Annotated in this window: 15 protein-coding genes and 1 pseudogene; 10 read left to right on the forward strand and 6 right to left on the reverse strand. The window is 58.4% G+C overall.

What is annotated here, in order from left to right; genetic code table 11:
* Positions 1 to 137: 137 nt before the first annotated feature.
* Together D8767_RS14220 and D8767_RS14225 are read left to right on the forward strand one after the other, a co-directional pair.
* Positions 138 to 830 (forward strand): response regulator transcription factor, encoded by a 693-nt coding sequence (locus D8767_RS14220; protein WP_016714067.1) that lies wholly within the window; start codon positions 138 to 140, stop codon positions 828 to 830.
* Entirely contained in the window at positions 827 to 2,092 is a 1,266-nt protein-coding gene (locus tag D8767_RS14225; RefSeq protein ID WP_016714068.1) for an ATP-binding protein, read from the forward strand. The genes D8767_RS14220 and D8767_RS14225 overlap by 4 nt, the downstream gene beginning before the upstream one ends.
* Positions 2,093 to 2,143: 51 nt before the next feature.
* Here the strand turns inward: D8767_RS14225 and D8767_RS14230 are convergent, their stop codons facing one another.
* Positions 2,144 to 3,328, reverse strand: a complete 1,185-nt coding sequence (locus D8767_RS14230) for an MFS transporter (RefSeq protein ID WP_016714069.1) — start codon at positions 3,326 to 3,328, stop codon at positions 2,144 to 2,146.
* Positions 3,329 to 3,508: 180 nt separating this feature from the next.
* On the reverse strand, positions 3,509 to 4,390 hold the full coding sequence (locus D8767_RS14235) for a LysR family transcriptional regulator (RefSeq protein WP_016714070.1): 882 nt from the start codon (positions 4,388 to 4,390) through the stop codon (positions 3,509 to 3,511).
* 170 nt (positions 4,391 to 4,560) lie between these two features.
* On the opposite strand from D8767_RS14235, the gene D8767_RS14240 reads away from it, so the two are divergent.
* On the forward strand, positions 4,561 to 6,204 hold the full coding sequence (locus D8767_RS14240) for an acetolactate synthase large subunit (protein WP_028699227.1): 1,644 nt from the start codon (positions 4,561 to 4,563) through the stop codon (positions 6,202 to 6,204).
* A gap of 86 nt (positions 6,205 to 6,290) precedes the next feature.
* Here D8767_RS14240 and D8767_RS14245 read toward each other — a convergent pair whose 3' ends face one another.
* Both D8767_RS14245 and D8767_RS14250 read right to left on the reverse strand, forming a co-directional pair.
* Complete coding sequence (locus tag D8767_RS14245; RefSeq protein ID WP_016714072.1) at positions 6,291 to 8,831, reverse strand: HWE histidine kinase domain-containing protein; 2,541 nt, start codon at positions 8,829 to 8,831, stop codon at positions 6,291 to 6,293.
* A gap of 105 nt (positions 8,832 to 8,936) precedes the next feature.
* Positions 8,937 to 9,115: pseudogene (locus D8767_RS14250) on the reverse strand (helix-turn-helix transcriptional regulator); the annotation flags it as partial.
* A 127-nt stretch (positions 9,116 to 9,242) separates the two neighbouring features.
* Here D8767_RS14250 and D8767_RS14255 point away from each other — a divergent pair.
* Positions 9,243 to 9,860: a dTMP kinase gene (locus D8767_RS14255; RefSeq protein WP_016714073.1), complete on the forward strand. Its 618-nt coding sequence runs from the start codon at positions 9,243 to 9,245 to the stop codon at positions 9,858 to 9,860.
* Positions 9,861 to 9,930: 70 nt separating this feature from the next.
* On the opposite strand, the gene D8767_RS14260 is transcribed toward D8767_RS14255, so the two are convergent.
* Positions 9,931 to 10,371: an Lrp/AsnC family transcriptional regulator gene (locus D8767_RS14260; RefSeq protein WP_016714074.1), complete on the reverse strand. Its 441-nt coding sequence runs from the start codon at positions 10,369 to 10,371 to the stop codon at positions 9,931 to 9,933.
* Positions 10,372 to 10,513: 142 nt separating this feature from the next.
* On the opposite strand from D8767_RS14260, the gene D8767_RS14265 reads away from it, so the two are divergent.
* The 6 genes from D8767_RS14265 (at position 10,514) to D8767_RS14295 (ending at position 19,514) form a co-directional block, all read left to right on the forward strand.
* Positions 10,514 to 13,561, forward strand: coding sequence for an aminotransferase class III-fold pyridoxal phosphate-dependent enzyme (locus D8767_RS14265; RefSeq protein ID WP_063977480.1), 3,048 nt, complete (start codon positions 10,514 to 10,516; stop codon positions 13,559 to 13,561).
* Between the two features lie 399 nt (positions 13,562 to 13,960).
* Complete coding sequence (locus D8767_RS14270; protein ID WP_016714077.1) at positions 13,961 to 14,398, forward strand: YeeE/YedE family protein; 438 nt, start codon at positions 13,961 to 13,963, stop codon at positions 14,396 to 14,398.
* Between the two features lie 252 nt (positions 14,399 to 14,650).
* The gene (locus D8767_RS14280) at positions 14,651 to 15,220 is read left to right on the forward strand and encodes a hypothetical protein (RefSeq protein ID WP_122048310.1); all 570 of its coding nucleotides are present in this window, start codon (positions 14,651 to 14,653) and stop codon (positions 15,218 to 15,220) included.
* Positions 15,217 to 15,753: a hypothetical protein gene (locus tag D8767_RS14285; RefSeq protein ID WP_122048311.1), complete on the forward strand. Its 537-nt coding sequence runs from the start codon at positions 15,217 to 15,219 to the stop codon at positions 15,751 to 15,753. Before D8767_RS14280 ends, D8767_RS14285 begins: the two co-directional genes overlap by 4 nt.
* Positions 15,750 to 16,187, forward strand: a complete 438-nt coding sequence (locus D8767_RS14290) for a hypothetical protein (RefSeq protein ID WP_122048312.1) — start codon at positions 15,750 to 15,752, stop codon at positions 16,185 to 16,187. Before D8767_RS14285 ends, D8767_RS14290 begins: the two co-directional genes overlap by 4 nt.
* Before the next feature lie 3 nt (positions 16,188 to 16,190).
* Positions 16,191 to 19,514 carry a DEAD/DEAH box helicase gene (locus tag D8767_RS14295; RefSeq protein ID WP_122048313.1) on the forward strand — a complete coding sequence of 1,108 codons (3,324 nt, stop codon included), beginning with the start codon at positions 16,191 to 16,193 and terminating at the stop codon, positions 19,512 to 19,514.
* A 98-nt stretch (positions 19,515 to 19,612) separates the two neighbouring features.
* Here D8767_RS14295 and D8767_RS14300 read toward each other — a convergent pair whose 3' ends face one another.
* Positions 19,613 to 20,839 carry a PD-(D/E)XK nuclease family protein gene (locus tag D8767_RS14300; protein ID WP_232860030.1) on the reverse strand — a complete coding sequence of 409 codons (1,227 nt, stop codon included), beginning with the start codon at positions 20,837 to 20,839 and terminating at the stop codon, positions 19,613 to 19,615.
* Positions 20,840 to 21,096: the final 257 nt, after the last annotated feature.

A 21,096-nucleotide genomic window follows, 5' to 3' on the forward strand; every position in this document is an offset into this window, starting at 1 on the left:
GCGATGAGGATACGGGCGGGCTGTGTACGGCGCGGTTAGCCGAGGGTAAAGATGTGTAAAGTCCGACCGGCCGGCGGTGACAGTGCCGCCGTGGAGGACGATCATTAACGCCCCTGCAATTGCGATATCTGGCCCCGATGATCCCCGTGCTGCTGGTCGACGACGACCGCGAACTGACTGAAATGCTCTCTTTGTACCTGGCGCGCGAAGGCTTCCAGGCCACGGCCGTGGACACTGGCGAGGAGGGCGAGGCCCAGGCGTTGTCCGGCCAGTATCAGGCGGTGGTGCTGGACGTGATGCTGCCGGGTATCTCGGGTATCGAAGTGCTGCGGCGCGTGCGTGCGCGCAGCCAGGTGCCTGTACTGTTGCTGACTGCCCGTGGCGACAACATCGACCGCATTGCCGGCCTTGAACTGGGGGCCGATGACTATGTGCCCAAGCCCAGCTCGCCGGGTGAACTGGTGGCACGCTTGCGGGCGATTCTGCGCAGGGTGCAGCCGCAGTTGATGGGCGAGGCCATTGCCCCTGAGCAAGTGCGCACGGGTGCATTGAAAATGTGGCCGGGTCGTCGCGAAGCGCACTGGGGCGATGCCACGCTGGAACTGACCGGCTCGGAGTTCAGCCTGCTTGAGGCGTTGGCCCGCCAGGCTGGACAGCTGGTCAGCAAGCAGGACCTGTCGCTCAATGCCTTGGGCCGGCCGCTGACCCGCTACGACCGGCGCATCGATGTGCATGTCAGCAGCATCCGGCAAAAGCTCGGCCCGCGCGCTGACGGCAGCAGCTGGATCCAGAGCGTGCGTGGCATGGGCTACATGCTGATAGTCGAATGATGCGCCGGCGCCTGTTCTGGAAGCTGTTCCTGGCATTCTGGCTGGCCAACAGCCTGACCTTTCTGGTGGGCGCAGCCACCTTCATGCTGAATGACTGGCGTGGAGACAGCCCGGCACTGCGTTCGCTGCTGGCCACCGAGCTGCAGCTGTTGCAGCGCTATGGCGAACAGGCCGGTCGGCAGTTGCTGAACGTGTCGCCGCAGCCACCCGATGTGCAGGTGGGCCTTTACGATAGCCAAGGGCAACTGCTGGCTGGGAAGGCGGTACAGGTGGCCCGTTTCGAGCAAGCCTTACGCGACAGCGAGGGCCGCCCGCTGGTGCTGCGGGCCTCGGTGGCCACAACCGTTGGCGAGCCACCACCTCCGCGCGGGATGGGCCCTTTGTTTACCGGCACGTTGATGAGTGCGTTGTTTGCCTTCTTGTGCAGCCTGTACCTGACACGCCCGCTGGCGTGGCTGCGTGAAGCGATGGGCCAGGTGGCCCAGGGCCGGTTCGACGTGCGCGTGAAGCCCCGGCTTGGCAAACGCCGTGACGAGATTGTCGAGCTGGCCGAAGACTGTGACCGTATGGCCGGTCAACTCAAGGCCCTGGTGCAGGCGCAACAGAACCTGCTGCATGACATTTCCCACGAGCTACGTTCACCACTGACCCGTATGCATGCCGCCATCGGCCTGATGCGTCAGCAACCCGACCGGCTCGATATGCTGGAACGGGTCGAACGTGAGTCGCGGCGAATGGACGACCTGATCGAGCAGTTGCTGACCCTGGCCCGCGCTCAGGCGCGGCAGGGCGACAGCGACTTTGCCAGCGTGGATGTGGTCGAGTTGCTGGCGCAGATCGTCGAGGACGCCCGTTTCGAGGCGGGCATGAAACAGTGTCAGGTGTCGTTGCATGCCCAAGGTACGTTTCTCATCCACGGGCATGAGGAGCTGCTGTACCGGGCATTCGAGAACATCATCCGCAACGCTGTGCGCTATGCCGCAGCCGGTACGGAGGTGCTGGTGCAGGCCTCGCAGGCGCCGGGCGGGCAATGGTTGCAGGTCAGTGTCAGCGACCATGGGCCGGGCGTAGAGCCGGCCCGCTTGCAGCGCATCTTCGAGCCATTTGATCGGGGCACCGATGACAGTGGCGATGGCTTTGGCCTGGGGCTGGCGATTGCACAGCGGGCTATTGCGTTGCACGGCGGCAGCATCACGGCGCTGGCTGCGGACAGTGGCGGGTTGCGGGTACGCATCGAGTTGCCGCAGGCCAGCCCTGCCTGAATCCAGGGCTGAGTTACCGGGCCTTTCGCACACCCGCTGGGTGCGGGTATTTCAATGGCCGCCTTTCATCCGTCGCGCCACCCAATAAATCCCCAACCCGACCAGTGCCGTCGCCGCGCCAATGTAGCCGGTACTTGTCCAGCCCATGCCTGCGGTAATCGCCATGCCACCCAGCCACGGCCCCAATGCATTGGCCAGGTTGAACGCCGCATGGTTCGATGCCGCTGCCAGGCTTGGTGCTTCATGGGCAATGTCCATCAGGCGGATCTGCAGCGGCGCTGCCAAGGCAATCATGGTACCCACCAGGCCGATCCCCAACAGCAGGCTCCACAGTGCCTGGGCGGCGAAGGTGAAGAACAGCAGTACGGCAATCGACCACACCAGCACCAGCCCCACCGCGCGGAACTGCAAGCGATCAAACAGTTTGCCGCCAGCGATGTTGCCGACGATACCGCCCACGCCGAACGCCGCCAGGCCGAACGGAATCCACTGTGGTGACACTTGGGTTACTTGCAGCATGGTCGGTGCCAGGTAGCTGAATACACAGAACATGCCGGCAAAGCCGATCGAAGCGATTGCCAGCGCCATCCATACCTGCGGGAGGGCGAAGGCTTGCAGCTCCTTGCGCGGGTCGCTGCGGACTTCGTCGTGGCGCTGGGGCACGAAGCGCCACACCAGGGCGATGGTGCACAGGGCAATCGCGCCGACCAGCACGAATGCCGAACGCCAACCGAAGTACTGGCCCAGGAAGGTGGCCACCGGGTTACCGAGCAACATGGCCAAAGTCAGGCCCATCATCACCCGGGCAACGGCACCCGCTCGATGGTCCTTGGCCACCATGCTCGATGCCACCACTGCGGCAATGCCGAAGTAAGCGCCGTGGGGCAGGCCGCTGATGAAGCGGAAGGCAACCAGGCCGCTGAACGAGGGGGCAAAGGCCGTGGCCAGGTTGCCCAAGGCATACAGCAGCATCAACAGCAACAACATGTGCTTGCGCAGCAGTTTGGCACCCAGAATCGCCAGTGTCGGGGCGCCAACCATCACCCCCAGTGCATAGGCGCTGATGGCGTGGCCCACCTGCGGCTCGCTCAATTGCAGGTTGTTGGCGATGTCGGGCATCAGGCCCATGATGGCGAACTCGCCTGTGCCGATGGCAAAGCTGCCCAACGCCATGGCGGCTTCCAACTTGGCGACGGTGGTTTTGCTGGGAAGAGGGGGGTGTTCCTGGACTGACATCGGGATCCTTACTGAAACATGCTGAAACGTTCAAGTCGGGATCATAGTCAATGTTTGCTTGAAACGTCGAGGAAGCTGGACAGCTTCCACGCGCATCTGCTGGGTTCAGGCACGTTCTGCTGCCGAGCTTACGAATGCCACTGGAGCGGCCTGAATGCGAGTGGAGTACAAGTGTGCTCCTCAACGCTCCAGGTAATGTGTCTGCGCGGCAAAATCGATGAACCGCTTGCTGGCCAGCGACAGGTATTCCCCCGACCGCCAGCACAGGCGGAAGCTCATCAGTTGCGCTGGCCGGAACGGCACCCCGACGATGCCCGGTGTGCGCTGCTGCACCGAGCGCAGCAGGGTCGCCACGCCCATGTTGTCCAGTGCGGCCTGCACCACCAGCGAGACGAAGTTGCTCTGCAGCGCCACCTGGTAAGTAATGCCATGTTCGGCGAAGAACGCGTCCAGCAGGTGACGTTGCACGAACGTTCGGTCGAACACCACCATGTCGGTATTGCGCAGGTCTTCCGCCGTGAGGAAGGCTTTGCCGGCATAGGCGTGGTCGGGGTGCATACACGCCAGCATCTCGTCACTGCCCAGCAGGATCGACTCCTTGTCGGGCGGCACGCGCCGGGACTCCAGCAGTGCAAGGTCGATTTCACGCTGTTCCAGGCGGTGGCCAATGTCCTCGGCACTGCCTTCGAACACGGTCATGGCAATGCCGGGGTATAGCTTGCGAAAGGCATTCATCAAGCCGGGCACATAGTGCAGGCCGAACATCGGAGGAATACCCAGACGCACTTCACCGCGTTTTAGGTCGGCCATGTCGCGCAGTTCTTGCCGGGCCACATCCATCTCACGCAGGGCCGATGCAATGCGCGGCAGAAACTGTTCGCCTTCGGCGGTGAGGATCACCTTGCGCGTGGTGCGGTTGAAAAGGGTGACCCCCAGTTCTTCTTCCAGCCGGGTTACGGCCATGCTCAGTGCCGGCTGGGCGATGTGCAGGTGCTGCGCGGCTTTGGTGAAGCTGCCCTGGCGCACGATCTCGACGCAGCAGCGCAATGCCTTGAGGTTCATTGAGGCGTTCTACCATTCATAACAAGCTGTGATGCTAAGCATCATAACAATATATTTATTATTATTAACCAGAGGGCCTACGATGCGCGCCACTGAGACATCCTGCAACATCTCAGTCACGCAGTGTAATAACGCTGCAATCCCACAAAGATTTTGAGGTAGTACCCCAAATGGCCAAGGCCGCCGATGTCGTTGTGCAATGCCTGGAAAACGAAGGTGTCGAGTATGTGTTCGGCATTCCTGGTGAGGAAAACCTCGACCTGCTCGAATCCCTGCGCAAGTCGAAGATCAAGCTGGTACTGACCCGTCACGAGCAGTCTGCAGGCTTTATGGCTGCCACCTATGGCCGTCTGACCGGCAAGACCGGCGTCAGCCTGTCGACCCTTGGCCCTGGCGCCACCAACCTGGTTACTGCCAGCGCCTACGCCTACCTGGGCGGCATGCCGATGATGATGATCACCGGCCAGAAGCCGATCAAGAAGTCCAAGCAGGGCCGCTTCCAGATCATCGACGTGTGCGGCATGATGGACCCCATCACCAAGTACACCCACCAGTTCGCCTCGGCAGACAACATCCCGTCGCGCATGCGCGAAGCCTTCCGCCTGGCCGAAGAAGAAAAGCCGGGTGCGGTACACCTGGAGCTGCCGGAAGACATCGCCGCCGAGCAGACCGATGCACTGCCGATCCCGCGCAGCCTGCACCGCCGCCCGCTGGCCGAGCATGTGGCCATCGAAGCCGCCGTCGAGAAGCTGCTGAGCGCGCGTAACCCGATCCTGGTGATCGGTGCTGGCGCCAACCGCAAGATGACCGCCAAGGTCCTCAAGCAACTGATCGACAAGACCGGCATCCCGTTCATCACCACCCAGATGGGTAAAGGTGTGGTCGACGAGCGCCATCCCCGCTTCCTGGGTAACGCCGCCCTGTCGTCCGGTGACTTCGTGCACCGCGCCGTCGAAGCCGCCGACCTGATCATCAACATCGGCCACGACGTGATCGAGAAGCCGCCATTCTTCATGGTGCGTGGCGGTACTGAGGTCATCCACATCAACTTCCGCTCTGCCGAAGTCGATGCCGTGTACTTCCCGCAGGTCGAAGTGATCGGCGACATCGCCAATGCCGTGTGGCAGATCAGCGAAGCGCTGAACGACACCTCGCACTGGGACTTCACTCGCCTGATGGCCATCCGTGAAGCCAACGAAGCGCAAATCGCCGAAGGCGCTGACGACAACCGCTTCCCGGTCTACCCGCAGCGTATGGTCGCCGATATCCGTCGTGTGCTGCCGTCCGAAGGCATCGTTGCCTTGGACAACGGCATCTACAAGATCTGGTTCGCCCGTAACTACAAGGCGCACAAGCCAAACACCGTGCTGCTGGACAACGCCCTGGCGACCATGGGCGCCGGCCTGCCTTCTGCCATGGCGGCGCACCTGGTGCACCCTGACCGTCCGGTGATTTCGGTTTGCGGCGACGGCGGCTTCATGATGAACAGCCAGGAGCTGGAAACTGCAGTCCGTCTGGGCATGCACATCACCGTGGTGATCCTGCGTGATGACGGCTACGGCATGATCCGCTGGAAGCAGGCCAACATGGGCTTCACCGATTTCGGCCTGGACTACGGCAACCCGGACTTCGTCAAGTACGCCGAAGCCTATGGTGCCAATGGCCACCGCGTGGAAAGTGCCGAAGGCCTGCTGCCGCTGCTGGAGCACTGCATCAAGACCCCGGGTGTGCATGTGATCGACTGCCCGGTCGATTACAGCGAAAACGACCGCATCCTCAACAGCGAGCTGCGTGAGCGCGCGCTGGCGGTGTAACGCTTGACAGGTACGGCGCCACCTCAAGGCTGGCGCCGTTCCCTGGAGCGGCTTGCGCTCCCTCCTTCCGTTCAGAATCCCTTCTCTCAGCGATCAACCAGGGCCTGCAGACTGGTCAGGATGCTGTTGGCGTCATAGGGCTTGCGGGTTACGGGCACATCCTGCAGATGCTCGGGAATGCTGATGCCGTCGCCATAGCCGGTAGCGAACAGAAACGGAATTTGCCGGCGCTGCAGTTCATCGGCGACGGAAATCGACGTCCCTGTTCCCAGGTTCACATCCAGTATCGCGGCGTCCGGTGTGCGGCTGCTAATCAAGCGCATGGCCTCATCCTCGGAACTGGCGGTCATCACGTCCTTGATCTGTGCATCGTTGAGAATCTGCTCAAGGCCAACCGCGATCACCAACTGGTCTTCAAGGATCAGCACGCACAAGCCCGGCAGGGCGGCAAAGGCATCGGCTTCACGGGTAACCGGCGCGGATGTGCTCACAGGGTCGGCCGCTTCGGCCACGGACAGGTGTTTTGCAGGAATTCTGAACAACCCTTGCACGCCTTCGGCGTGATATTCCACGGTGCTGGTGCCACCCAGGTCGAACGGAATGCTGCGTTCTATCAGCACCGAGCCAAAGCCATTACGGCTGGGCGGGTGAACCGTTGGCCCGCCGCTTTCGCGCCAGGTAATGCTGCAGCCGTGGGAGGCGTCGATGGCCCAGCTTACGGCAAGTTTGCCGCTCGCCCGCGACAACGCGCCGTATTTGGCAGCATTGGTTGCCAGTTCGTGCAGCACCAAGGCCATGACCGAGTAGGCGCGGGCATCCAGGATAACGTTCGGGCCTTGCAGTTCAATCACTCCGGCGGCGGTGCGGTAGGGTGAAAGCTCTGCCTCCAGCAGCTTGGCCAGTCGCCCGCCACCGTCACCGCGTACCACCTGGTCGTGAGCGAGGGACAGCGCATGGATGCGCCCCTTCAATGTCGCCACGTAGTCCTGCAGTGTCTGGCTCTCCGAGGTCGGGTGGGCAACCAGCGCGCCAATCAACGACAGAATGTTCTTGACCCTGTGGTTGAGCTCTTCATTGAGGATGCGCTGGCGCACTTCTGCCTTCGAACGCTCGCTGGCCAGCAACTCGCTGTTATACAGCACCACCTCGACGATAGCGGTACGGATGGCGTCGCCAAACTGGCGGTCCTGCTCGGTCCAGGGCAGTGACTGCTGGTGAACGGTTTCTTTCCAGATCGCAAAGCTTTTCCGTGGTGTCAGGCGGTCGCCCAATGCGCCGCTGTCATAGGTCTTGTTCGGGTCCCCGGCCCAGTCGAGTGTCTCGACCACTTCCTTGCGGAAGAAGATCAGGTAATCCCTCGGCTGCTGCGACATCGGTATGATCAGTACGCCAGACACATCGGTAAAGTACGCCTGGGCCGCAGGCAGCACCATCGACAGGCGGTTGGACGCCCAGGTACGGCCAGCGCTGACAATATCTGCCAGGCGCAGCAGGTCGGGAACCGCCGATGTGGGCGGCGTCAGCCCGGCGGATGACCAGCGGCCTTGCAGCGACATGCCGATGCCGTCGCAGGGGATCAGCGACATAAGCCGGGGCAGGCGCGCACGGAAGAACCCGTCGATGTCTGCAGCCCGGTTGGCGTCAAGCAGCATGCTGTCCAACGCTTTGTGAACGTGTACGGCGGCTTCAAGCTTTTGCCGGCTGCGCAGGGTCTCGATATGCAGCGAGAAGAATTCGCCGAACATTTCCGCCGCCACACGTTGTCCCATGGACAGCGTGCGTGGTGCATAGTGGTGGCAGGCGATCATCCCCCACAGCTCTCCATTGACGATGACCGAAATCGACATGGAGGCCCCCACGCCCATGTTGCACAGGTATTCGCAGTGGATCGGCGAGACGCTGCGCAAGTGCGCATAGGAAAGGTCGAGCGGCTCGCCCGAGGGGTCGAGCACCGGGTCGATGGCGACTGTCTTGAACTGGGCATCCGAGATCACCCGGATCGGGTTGCGCAGGTAAAGTGCGCGGGCCTGCTGGGGGATGTCGGAGGCCGGGAAATACTGGCCCATGAAGCTTTCAAGGTCGCTGCGCCTAGCCTCTGCAACCACCTTGCCGGCGCCGTCGGCACCCAATTGGTAGATCATCACCCGGTCGTAACCGAGCACGGCCCGGACAAAGCGGGCAGCATCGCGGAACAGCTTGCTGGTCTGGTCGATGTCGCGCAGTTGGGCGATCAGCGTGCGGGCCAGCTCGATTGGCTCGGCAATGCTCGCGCCAGCGGGCTCGAACTCGAGGATAGCCGTGCCTTTGAACACGTGGGCGGCAATGTCGACAGCCTCGCCGCTGGGCAGTTTCACACCGAAGCTGTGCGCCGGCCGCGAGGCCTCCCGGGTGCGGGCCAGCGCGTTGCGCAGGGTATGCGCCACTTCATCCCCGAGCACCGCATGCAGCTTCTGGCCGTTGATGTCGCTTGCTACGCCCAGCATTTGTGGGGCATTGGCCGAATGACGCAAAACGACGGTGGCCGAGGCATCGCACGCCAGCAGGCAACCATGGGGCTGGATGCTGCCAGGTATCTGAATAGGCTCGCGGTCGCAGTTGGTCAGGTTTACTTGGGGGTTGAATGTCATGGGCCGTGCCTGTGGGGGATGAGGAGGCTGCCAGCAGGGCCGCCAACGTCAGCCTAGCAGGCATGCCCGCCTTTGGCATAGCGAGGCGAAAAGGGCCTTGCTGGCTTATGACGGGTGTTCCCCTCGATCATCAGCGAACCCCAGCTCACGGATGAACATCGAAAACAGTTCAGGGTGAGGCGAGATATTCAGTTTCGCGTACAGGTGGCGCCGGTGCACCTTGATGGTTTCTGGCGAGATGCCCAGCCGTGCGCCATCGCCTTCGACGTATAGCCGCGCAGGAGGAACGGACGAGAAGGCGGCATGTGCCGCCTTTTACCGGTGGAGTACAGATGTGCTCTTGTCGATATGCCTTGAAGGCAAGCGGCGATCAATGGTCTCATCCGCACCTGAGCCAACTGGTATTGAACGATGATTCGCCCGCTGTTTGTTTCCATCGATGGGCCTAAAGGCACCGGCAAGACCACGCTGCTGGAGGCCGTCACCCAAGCCCTGAGAGTGGACGGGAAAAAGGTGATCCGCCTTTGCGAAAAAAAGAGCGATCCCTACCGGGGCGAAACCATGGCGCTGGTCAACAAGCTCGCCAGAAACCCTTGCCGAGATCTGGAATTAAGGGTGTGCGAGCGCTTCGCTGAAAGCCGCGCCTGGATTTCCCGGCACGTACTGCCCAAGCAGCCAGCCGACAGCATCGTCCTGATTGATCGCTGGTACCCCTCTGACGCCGCGTTTCGCCGCACGGTGCCGTTTGACCAGATCTTGCGATTGAACCTCGACCTAAGCGTGCAAGTGCCAGATTTGCATGTCGGGGTTGTCACTGCCCCTGAAACCTCGTGGGCAAGGGCTACGGCACGCACGCGTGGCCTGGGCAGTACGGTGATATACAACCTGGATGAACAGGTTGCCTGCACCGAGGCTTTCGAGCGTGCGCTCGTAAAGCACGGCTGGGTGTTGTGCCGTAATGAAGGGGCTATCGAAGACGCGACGCGGCAGGTGGTTGGCGAGATTGACCGCGTACTGCTATCGCGTTGAGCGCTCGTGCGCCGCTGTGCAAGCTGGCTTGCCGGCGCAAAGGCCGGCCTGGGCAACCATGCGTGGATGATCAGGCGCCCTGGCGGTCGATATCACGGCGCAGGACAACCGACGTGGTAATGTCATCCACCGATTCGTGACGTGCCACGTTGTCGCGCACCTGATTGAGGTCGTCGATTGTCCGGGTTTCCACCTCAACCACCAGGTCAAGCTGCCCACTCACCGAGGAAACCCGCCGCACGCGTGCGTCCGTTGCCAACTGGTCGAGCAGCCCCATGGCAGGTGTGCGCTGCAAGGTCACCAGCAGTATCGCGCGTATGACATTGGCGTCTATCTCGCCGATATCCGCACGGTATCCTCGAATGATCCCGCTGCGTTCAAGGTTGGCCACACGCTCGGTAGTGGCGCTTCTGGAAAGGCCTATGCGGCCGGCTAATGCCTTCAGCGCAATGCGCGCGTCCTTCGAAAGTACTTCAAGAATCTCACGATCTTTTGCGTCCAGTTCACGCATTGCACCACCTGATAAGCTCGCCGTCATTATGCCGGTCGGTACCGGCATAATGCCTGTCGATCCCGACCGTATGCAGGGTGTCGGTTTCGGCAGTGCATGACAAGCTATTGAAAAACAATTTGCTCGCTCGGAACGTGATGATATGACAGACCTTTCCCACCCGGCACCTCGGTTTTCGGCAAGCGATGCAGAGGGCCTCGCAAAAGATTTTTTCAATGTCACCGCTACAGCAACCCCCCTGGACGGGGAGCGGGACCGCAATTACCGGTTGGATACGGGCGTCGATGCGGGCTGGATACTGAAAATCGTCAACGCCAGCGAACCCCGGGTAGAAAGCGAGTTTCAAACCGCGCTGCTCGATCATCTGGCCGTGCATGGCGCGCACCTGGGTGTGCCTCACCTTCGCGCCAGTGTGGCGGGTGACTACCTGCCGTCCGTGGCCAGCGCCTCAGGTGAGCAGCATGCGATGCGCTTGGTCAGCTGGTTGGTCGGTACGCCACTTGCCGAGGCCAAGCGATCTTTCGCGCTGATGAGCAACTTTGGTCGGGCACTCGGTGAACTTGACCGCGCCCTGCAGGGGTTCATGCACCCTGGTGCCGTCCGTGATCTGGACTGGGACTTGCGCCATGCCGCACGCTCCCGTTCGCGCTTGCACCACATCAAAAGCCCCGAGCGCCGGGCCATTGTCGAGCGTTTTATCACCCGGTTCGAACACACTGTACAGCCCCGGCTGGCATCACTCAGGGCGCAGGTGATCCACAATGACGCCAACGACTGGAACATCCTGGTCGATGCCGAAACCACCCGCCATGTGACCGGCTTCATCGACTTTGGCGATGCCGTGCATACCGTGCTGATTGCCGAGGTCGCGATCGCCAGTGCTTACGCCATTCTCGACATGGACGACCCGATCGGCGCTGCCGCAGCGCTGGTGGCCGGATTCCATGAAAAGTACCCATTGCAAGCGCAAGAGCTTGACGTGCTGTTCAACCTGATTGCCATGCGCCTGGTCATCAGCGTTACTTTCTCCGCTTCCCGGCAAGATCAGACAGAAGACAACCCTTACCTGGCGATCAGTGAAGCGCCAGCCTGGCGCCTGCTGGAACAGCTTGATTCGATGAATCCACGGCTGGCTACAGGCATCCTGCGCAAAGCCTGCGGTTTCGATGCCATCGAGGGGGCGGGCGCAGTGCGCCGCTGGATCGCCGATAACCACACATCATTTGCCGACCTGGTGCGCCCGTCAGCCGCCGTCCTCAACAAGGTGATCGCGCCGTTTGGCGACGCCAGCCACGAAATGACCATCGCCTCAGCCGAGCAGCGGCCTGCCGATGCGACGCGCTGGTGGAATGCGTTCTCTGCCGCGCACAACGTGCCGCTGGCCATCGGGCCATGGGGTGAGTTGCGTACCATTTATACGGACAGCGCTTTCGAGTCGCGCTTTATCAAGGGGCAGCGCCGCACTTTGCATGTAGGGGTCGATCTGGTGATGCCCGCCGGTACGCCGTTGTACGCTCCGGTCCCTGGCACCGTCAAAAGCGTTGAGGTTGAATCCGACCCGCTGGGCTATGGTGGGCTGGTGATGATCGAGCACAGCCCGCCAGGTTGCCCGCCATTCCTGACCCTGTGGGGGCACCTGGCCCACGAGGCGCTCAGCCGCTTGAAGGCCGGTGACAAGCTCGACGCCGGCGACCTGGTGGGCTACATGGGCACCGATAATGAAAACGGCGGCTGGATTCCTCACCTGCATCTGCAGATGACCACCGATACCCAGCTGAGCGCGAGTGAGGTCATTGGCGTTGGAGAGCCCGAGTACCGCGAAGTGTGGGCAGACCTGTTCCCTGATGCCTCGACCTTGGCCGGCATCCCGCCAGAAACCTACAACCAGCAGGGAATGACCAAGGCCCAGATCATTGCCAAGCGTAAAGAGCTGCTGCTACCGAACTTGTCAATTTCGTACACCGACCCGATCAAGTTCGTGCGCGGCGATGGCGTATGGCTGATCGACAACTTCGGGCGGGCCTACCTGGATTGCTTCAACAACGTGTGTCACTTGGGCCATAGCCATCCCGACGTGGTCGACGCCTTGAGCCGCCAGGCTGCACGACTTAACACCAACACCCGTTACCTGCACGACAACATCGTGGAGTACGCCGAGCGGCTGACCGGCACGTTGCCAGAGGGCCTTTGTGTGGCGTCATTCGGCTGCTCGGGCAGTGAAGCCAACAGCCTCATGCTGCGCATGGCGCGCAACTACACCGGTAGCGACCAGGCGATCGTGCTGGACTGGGCTTACCATGGCACCACGCAAGAACTCATCGACCTGAGCCCTTACAAGTACAAGCGCAAAGCCGGCAAGGGCAGGGCGGCGCACGTATACGAGGCGGTGGTTCCAGACAGCTACTACGCGCCCGAGCACTGGCCATTGGAAGAGCACGGCAAGCGGTTTGCCGAGTCGGTGGCAGAGCAGCTGGACGCCATGCGCAAAGCCGGCAAGGGCCCGGGGTTCTTCCTTGCCGAGTCGATCCCCAGCGTGGCGGGGCAGGTGTTCCTGCCCGAGCATTACCTCAAGGAGGTATACGCGATGGTTCGCGCCGAAGGTGGGCTGTGCCTGGCCGATGAGGTGCAGGTCGGGTTTGGCCGTGTCGGTAGCCACTGGTGGGCGTTCGAGACCCAAGGCGTAGTGCCGGATGCTGTCACCATGGGCAAACCGATTGGTAACGGCCACCCGATGTCGGCGGTGGTGACCACGCGCGAGGTTGCCGATGCTTTCAACAACGGCATGGAGTATTTCAATACGTTCGCCGGCAACCCTGTGTCGTGTGCGGTGGGCCTGGCGGTGCTCAATGCAATCGAGCGCGACCAGTTGAAAGAGAACGCCTTGCGCATCGGCAATTACCTGCTTGAGGGTTTGGGCAAACTTCAGCAGCAATTCGAGGTGATTGGTGATGTACGCGGGTTGGGCCTGTTCCTCGGCGTCGTGTTGGTCACGGACCGCACGTCGAAGGCTCCGGCCACGGCCTTGGCCAGGAAAGTTGCCGATGGCGCCAGAGAGCGCGGCGTATTGATCGGTACCGAAGGCCCGCATGACAACGTGCTGAAAATGCGTCCTTCCATGATTTTCAGCCGGGCCAATGCGGACTTCCTGCTTGAAGTGCTGCAAGACAGCTTCATTGCGGCGCTGAAGTGAGGTGCACCCAGTGAGATTCTGAGAGGTCCCGTTCAAGAACGCCCCCAGGCTTCCCTGAGAAAGCATCTGCTTGAGCGGCAGAACAATGGCTTTCAAACAGTCAATGGCAGGAAATAAAACAACAATGGCACTAACTGGATGGCGATCGACCAGAACTGAACTGCGAATCAAGGCACCGTCGCCCGGGCTTCTTCAGGCGCTAGTTCGAACTGTTCGAGGCAACGCTGCTGGAAAGAAGATGTTTTCCTCCGACTCCATGTGGTCGTAGTATTTTTCGATGAAGTCATCGACAGTGTCCAAAGACACGATGAGCTGCCTCCGTGCTGGATTTCAAACGCGCTGGCCCAGCGCTAAGATAAAGTTTGCTGTCATCAGGACATCAAGAGTTGGAGCACTGCAATGTTTATTGATGTGAATGCTTTCACACCATGGTCGGCACTCGGAGGGGGCGCGCTGATTGGTCTGGCAGCAGGTCTGTTCGCCATGTGCAACGGACGGGTAGCCGGTATTAGTGGGTTGCTCGCTTCGATGTTGCAGCGTGCAGGGGAGGGGCGTGGTGACAAAGCGGCGTTCTTGCTGGGAATCTTCGCTGCACCGTTGTTGTGGCAGGCGTTCGCGTCGCTTCCTACTGTGCAGTTCACCAGCGCACCTTGGGTGCTGATGGCCGCAGGGCTGCTGGTCGGCCTGGGTACTCGCTACGGTGGCGGCTGCACCAGCGGTCATGGGGTGTGCGGCCTGTCGCGGCTGTCTCCTCGTTCGGCAGTGGCGACGCTGTGTTTCATGGCGACCGGTTTTGTCACTGTGTTCGTCGCTCGGCATCTTTTTACAGGAACGTAACATGACTCGGATCAGTGGCTTCATCGCAGGGGTGCTGTTCGGGATAGGTTTATTGCTGTCCGGCAATCTCGGTCACTCTGGCTGGACGGAGCCTACAAGACGCATTCTTTCTGCGGCGCCCATACGCTTCAAACCGTTGCTCTGGACGAGCAGGATTTTGTTATTCGCCAATGGCATCGAGGTGACGGAAAACCCCGTCGGTGGCCCACTGCGGACTGGAATGAGGACTGTGAGCGTCAGAAGAAGCGCATCATGATGTGTCCAGACCAGTACCTTTCGATAGCATTTGAAGATTTTTATAGCTGCTTCAAAGATGCCAAATTCATTCCAACAGAATGGGTGCTTCAAGTTCGACTCGATGCTGAAAGCGCCAAGAGTGATCAAGCGATCGAAGTGAACCTGGAGTCGCAGTTCGTCAGTCGTAAGCAGGGGTGTGAATTCAAATTCGCGAGCCCGGTGATCTGCCTTTCGACCCGCTACAGCCTGCCCGCCGATGCACCTCACCATCTCTCCCAGCTCCTACCACCGAACCAACTGCGGTTCACCACGTTTCTTGACTATGACGATGAGTGCTCAGACGAGATTATTTTATCTGAGTCACCGGATACACCTTGGGTGTGGCCTATCGTAGATACCATCGTTCGAGAGCAAGTGATAGAGCAGCTGTTCTATGAGGTGGCTTCCTCGGAAGACTGCGTTTCTTCCGTTATCAATCGGAAACATGTATTGGAGGATCGCTGGCAGCACCTAGGGTTCAACTGGAGGGCTGTAGAGCAAAGCCTTAACCTGGAAGGCCTGCACGTTGTCAGTGGTGATCAATGAAAACCGTCGACATTTTTGCCAGCGTCATGGATCAAGCGTTTCAGGATACTCAAACACGCCGATACGGAGCGATTCTGCTTGCACGGGGTGTAGGCGGCGTCGCCAAACTCAACCCGACGGCTGTATGGATTGACGCAGTGGTAGCTGTGATTGAAGCCGGCTCCAGCTACCTGCGCTACTGTGCCGCCCGTGAAGTGACAGCGCAGATCCGAGCGTTCAACGAGCAGCTTGAGGTGACTTTGGCTCAGCAACTGCGTTTGGGTGAGGGTGAATTGAAGATCATTCAGCGCGATCGAGCGGAACGGGCCAAGAGGATTACTCAAGCTCTCGCAGGGGCTCAAAATACGAAGGCACTCACTGCCAAGACGGTAGAGCGGCAACTCAATAGCCTTAGACGGCAACACGTTTTGCTACAAGCGGAGCGTCGAGAGCTAGGGAATTTCCAGGAACTCGTCGCCTTACAGGTGTGCCTTGACAGGTGCATTGATGCCACCTTGGCACTTCTTCTGAGCCCTACGGGAGAGAACGAATGAAAGCTCCAAGCAAACCTACCCCTTCCAAGCCAGCACCTAAGAAGCCAGCTGGTAAAAAAGGAGGAGGGGGGATCAATTTCTCCCAGGCAATGGAGATGGCAAATGCCTCTGCAGATGCCTTCAAGGCATTTGCCGACTACAAGAAAGAGAGCCTAATTACTGAGAGGGCGCTCATTGATGGCGAGCGTGCGATTCGCCTTGGAGAGCAACAGCTCCAAGAAGCTCATCTACGAGATCAGCAGCATTTGAGGGAGCATCATGAGCGTATGCATGAACTCGAAACTCAAGGTCGACAGGCTGACAATAGCCATGAGCATGCGATGGCGTCGCTGGACAGCAAAGTCAGTAAGGAAGATCGGATCCTGAAGCAGCTCGAAGCAAAGGAAATCACAGCTCAAGAAGCTGCTCTCTTGCTGTACGGAGGTCAGGAGTAAGTCATGGCTATTCCCTTCCTCGTCGCGGCTGGCCTTATGGTCATGGCAACCGCCAAAGTATTTAGCTGGGTCGCTAACACCATGACCGAGGAAGAAGAGCGTAAGCAGAGGGAGGAGAGGCGGAAAACAGCTGACATCCGCAGCCGTGCACGTGCGGCTAAAGAAAGGCAAGACGAGTCTCTCAGGCAAGAATACAAAGCCATGGCTCTTGAGCATGCTCAATTGCTACGGCAAGTCATTCAAGACAATCGCGAAGCGGTTGCTGGCGTCCCTCAAGTGCTTCTAGAGCTTGAGACAATGATCGGCATGGAGGTTCGCGACAAGACGTCAAGCCCGTATCGCAAGTCAGCACTGCGCCGGGAGTATGCGCGCATCGAAGATGCCATCGTGCGAATGAAAGAGTACGAAAAGTACCTGTCCTACGCGGCATCTGAGATTGATGGTCTATTGGCACGGAGCCAGTACGAAGCACTCCTTGAGGTCGAAACAGCTGAGCCACTGCTTCCCCTTGAATGGCTATACCCGGGCAAGCTGGTACTGCTCGCTATGAATGAGGTCGGAAAACCTCTGCCGCGGTTTGGTCATCGCGTCTCTTTCGGAAAAGATAGCGTTGCTCAGAAAGCCCTGGCGCTACCTTATAAGGACGAGATTCCTGTCCTGATTAATCGCCGCTGGGAAAATGGATCCTTCAGTGGATGTGTTGCCAGAGGACTGCTTTATTACAATCACATAATGACAGGTGAAGCTGCATCGCTCATAGTCGACCACACAGTCAAGCAAGGGGTGGTGGGGACGCTTTTCGATGGTGCCATCAAAGCCAGGCTTCCAAGCAGTCAGCTCAAACATCCCGGTGTTCGATTGCTGGTCGGCCAAAAGGTGCTGGTACACTTAACCCACTACGACCTCTGCTTGCAGCAAAACCCTTTTGAGGAAAGGCCGACTCATATTGAAGTTAGTGAGTTTGATTACCATACTCGCAGCGTGCAGTCATATCAGCAACTCTACGTTGCTGTAGATGAGGCGCTCCTTAGCGAAATCTCTGATCAGAAATTTTTCGATTCTGACGAGCCATGGACGCTTCTCGACTTTTCCAGCTTAACCGGAACAATTTCTCTAGCCAAATCGTCCGTACGCATTGAATGCCAGCCCTCAGCGAATTACGAGATGCTCGAGGTTATCAAGGCCACTCAGACAGGGGCGTTGCAGATAGGGATTGATACTCCTTTCCGCTTTACGCTCATCGAGCGAAATTTGGCTGCCAGAGGACAGGTTGGATGGCGCGATGGCGTAGATGAGTTTCTCAGTTTCTGTGCCCAAACAGCCTTGGATATGAAGGACTCACCGCAGCGGCTAGCTCAAAGCCGCTTCTACCAGCGTTGGGAGCAGGTAATTGCCTATCAACGCAGCAGGGAGGAAGTTTCGTCGGTGAGCTTCCAGGCAAGCGCCTTGGTGCAGCTCGAGGATGAAAGCCTTCGCTTGTCCAGGGATCGCTTGTCTTACGCTGAGCTCGACGGATTCGATCAGACAGTTGAAAAACTGAAGGAAGTGCTTGATCCACGGAACAAGCTCAACCAGGACTTCTGCGTGCGCCTGTACAAATGGGATGAAGCGCGGAGCGAGTTCATTTTGGCGACCGATCGTCGAAGATCTCCCTTATATTCATGTTCCAAAGATAGCATCAGCATAGACGGGGAATTCCCGCTCCCAGAAGACGAAGCCATGATGCTCCGTTTAGTGGTGACGGTTACAAGCACTGCCCTAAAACGCCAAGCCCAAGCGCTCGAAGATTTTTTCAACGACCAGCTGGTTAACCCAGCACTAAAAAATATACTGCTTTCCCCTGAACATTATCTTGCCGAGCAAGATAGTCGAGAAAGAGAGCTTGCTTGGTCTGGGCCTCTAGACGAAAGCCAAAGGCGTGTTGTCCAGTTGGCGCTGAAGGAGCGCAATATCGCCTTGATACAGGGCCCTCCAGGGGCAGGGAAGACGACAGCCATCGTCGAAATGCTCTATCAGCTTTATCGTCAACGCCAGGATTTACGCATATTGGTCGTTTCTCAGCAGAACTCGGCTGTCGACAACGCGTTGAGTAAATTCCTCAAACAGCATGCTGATAGCTTTGATAACCCGATTCGTATGATTCGTATCGGCAACCCAGAAAAGATGAGTGCAGAGATCAGGCCGTCAGGTTTCGATGCCCAGTTTTCAGACTACATCACTGAGCTGGAGGAGCGTGCGATCGCCGGAGCAGTCAGCTTGCCGGAGGATGAGGCTGCTCTGTGTCATATGTGGTTAAGCCTAATCAAGCAGGCCGCTCAGTCGAAGGCAGACCAGGATGAGTTCTTCATCACATTGCTTGCTGATCGAAACCTGCTGGGCGCGACATGCGTGGGTCTGGCCAGCAACAAAGGCGGGATCGACCAACTGCAGTTTGATGTTGCTATCATCGATGAGGCGGGGCGCGCCACCATTCCCGAAATCCTGATTCCCATCCTTCGTTCGCGCAAGATAATCCTAGTCGGCGATCACTACCAGCTTCCACCTAGCATTGCTCCGCTGCTTCGGGAGGACGAGGCTGCTGAAGAGCTCGGGTTCCTTCGCGAAAATTTCTTAGACAACAGCTTCTTCGAACTGATGTTTGAACGCCTTCCGGCTCAATGCTGTGAGACGCTCAATCTGCAGTACCGAATGGCGCCTGCGATTGGCAATTTGGTTGCCGAGCTTTTCTACATGAGGAATGGACAGCGGGTACTGCACAACGGACGCGAAGATGATTATTTCAACGATCTCTATGTCTTGCAGAAGCCAATTTACTGGGTAGATGTGAAAGGAAAGCAACGGCAGCCTAAAGGCTCGAAAAGCCAAGAAAACAAGGAAGAGGCGTTGCGGATTACCGAATTCCTAAGCGAGCTTGCCCAGCGCGTCGATCGCCCTCTTTCAGTCGCAGTGATCACGCCCTATGGGGCTCAAAAGGAATGCATCCGTAAAAGCCTGAAAAAAGCCGATTGGATCGATGGCTGCAAGGGATCTTTGACTGTTGCTGTCGATACTGTTGATGCCTTCCAGGGCAGTGAGGCAGACATCGTCTGCTATTCCACAGTGCGCACCGAGGGCAATCTCAACTTCATCCTTGATCGGAAGCGATTGAACGTAGCGTGCTCAAGGGCAAAGCTTCACCTGCTTTTCTTCGGGCATCGGGACTTTTTGGGGCGGTGGCACTCGAAGAAAGACCCTGAAGCAAACCTCTTCCCAAGGCTCATGTCTCATGCGTTTAACCTGGCTGTCAGGTTTAAGGACGCAGAGCAGGAAGGACTCACGGAGTGCTGAGATACAGAGTCGTGGCGTCGCTCCACTTGCGCCGAGTCATTCAGGAGGGGGCGTCAGTGTCGCCCTCTCTATTACAAGGCTAAATGCTGTGCTTTTACTCAGGGTTTGCGGCGGAAAAGACTCAAGTTAAACTCTTGGCTGAAGCGAGTGGCTATATCGATGATTTGTGCTGCGAAGCCATTTTCACTCTGATTCATCAAGTTAAGCCAGGCATCCGGATCAGTGTTCCAATTGGAATGGATAGGGTAGGCGCTGAATGCTCTAGTATCGAATGTCCACCAAGGCCACCACTTGGTCGGTGCTGATGAAGACATACCGCAAAACTCGGTCATCGCCTTACTAATGGCGTCGTTCCGCATGTTAGCAATTTCCTCTTGACCCCAGGCACAGATACCGAAGTAGAGCTCCTGATGGTTGCGCTTGTTAAATGCCCAAGCCGGGCCACAAACATCCTCAGGACTGAAACGTATACCTAATGTGCAATGAGAAGCACCGTCGGCCAAGCCTTCATCGACTAGAACCTCCACGTGGAGGTGTGAGATTTGCTGGCGAAGGGATGCTTGAAAGTCTTGCCAAACCTGCCGCTTTGCTGCGTGCAGCTGCTGGCTGATCTGAAAGGCGGCTCTAACATTCTTTTCGGTACGCAAAATGAGTGCAGTTAGTTCCTGGCCATTCTCCACAATTAATTCTCCATTAATTTGTTCACGAACAAATTGCGCAATCGCCTCCACGAAAAGACGCACAGCGTGTGCGCGTGTATGCTGAGCGCAGTCCTCAAGCCAGCGAGCAAGTTGAAAAAAGTCCAGACCTACAACTTGTTCGGTAAGAGCGGCCGATGACTGTTTAGGAAGCGTGTACTCGCTGATCTCACCATTACTCAGGTAGATTAGTAGCCATTGTCCTTTCGTGTGCTGGCTTTCCAAGTATCTGGCGTAGTCAAGCAGCTGATACTTTTGGTCGGTTGCCCAAGGTTTGTTCTCAATAGCTAACCCGCCATTACGAAACCTTAAATATATGTCCATTCGGCGGTGGCTAGGGAGGCGAAACTCGTTATGAGCGGCTACAAAATCTTGTGTTAAGGCAAAGCCAGTATCAGGGAGGAGAGCAAGAAATTTAGTAAGGTAAAGATCACCTTGTCCGTGGCTACCGTTGGGATCAAGCAGCTCTCCCAAGTAGCTAGAAAGAGCATTTTCATCACGCTGCAAGAACATCATCAACCTGAAATCTGGTGCGAGCTGGGCCTGGTAGCGGCGCTTTGCCTTCGAATCCATGTCATTCCACAGCTGGAACTCATCGAGCAGCTGCTCAGCTCCTACAAAATCCATGTTATCGCCCTAACAAATGCTAGCAAGACCAATTGGGGGCTTATGATAATCGTACCGGCTGTACTCAGCCACCCTAGGAGCCTCTCCATCACCACCCCTTAGCTAACTCCCCAGTCGCCTGCCCGATGTGGGATGGTCTTGGTTCGAAGAGAAAATACCCAACTTGAAGATTCGGAATTTTCTTGACATCATCTTACAAAGCATGCCCAAGAGCAGAGTGAGCCACTGTATTCAACCGGACTCATACACGCACTACC

The organism is Pseudomonas sp. LTGT-11-2Z (assembly GCF_003691445.1).
Lineage (GTDB): Bacteria > Pseudomonadota > Gammaproteobacteria > Pseudomonadales > Pseudomonadaceae > Aquipseudomonas > Aquipseudomonas monteilii.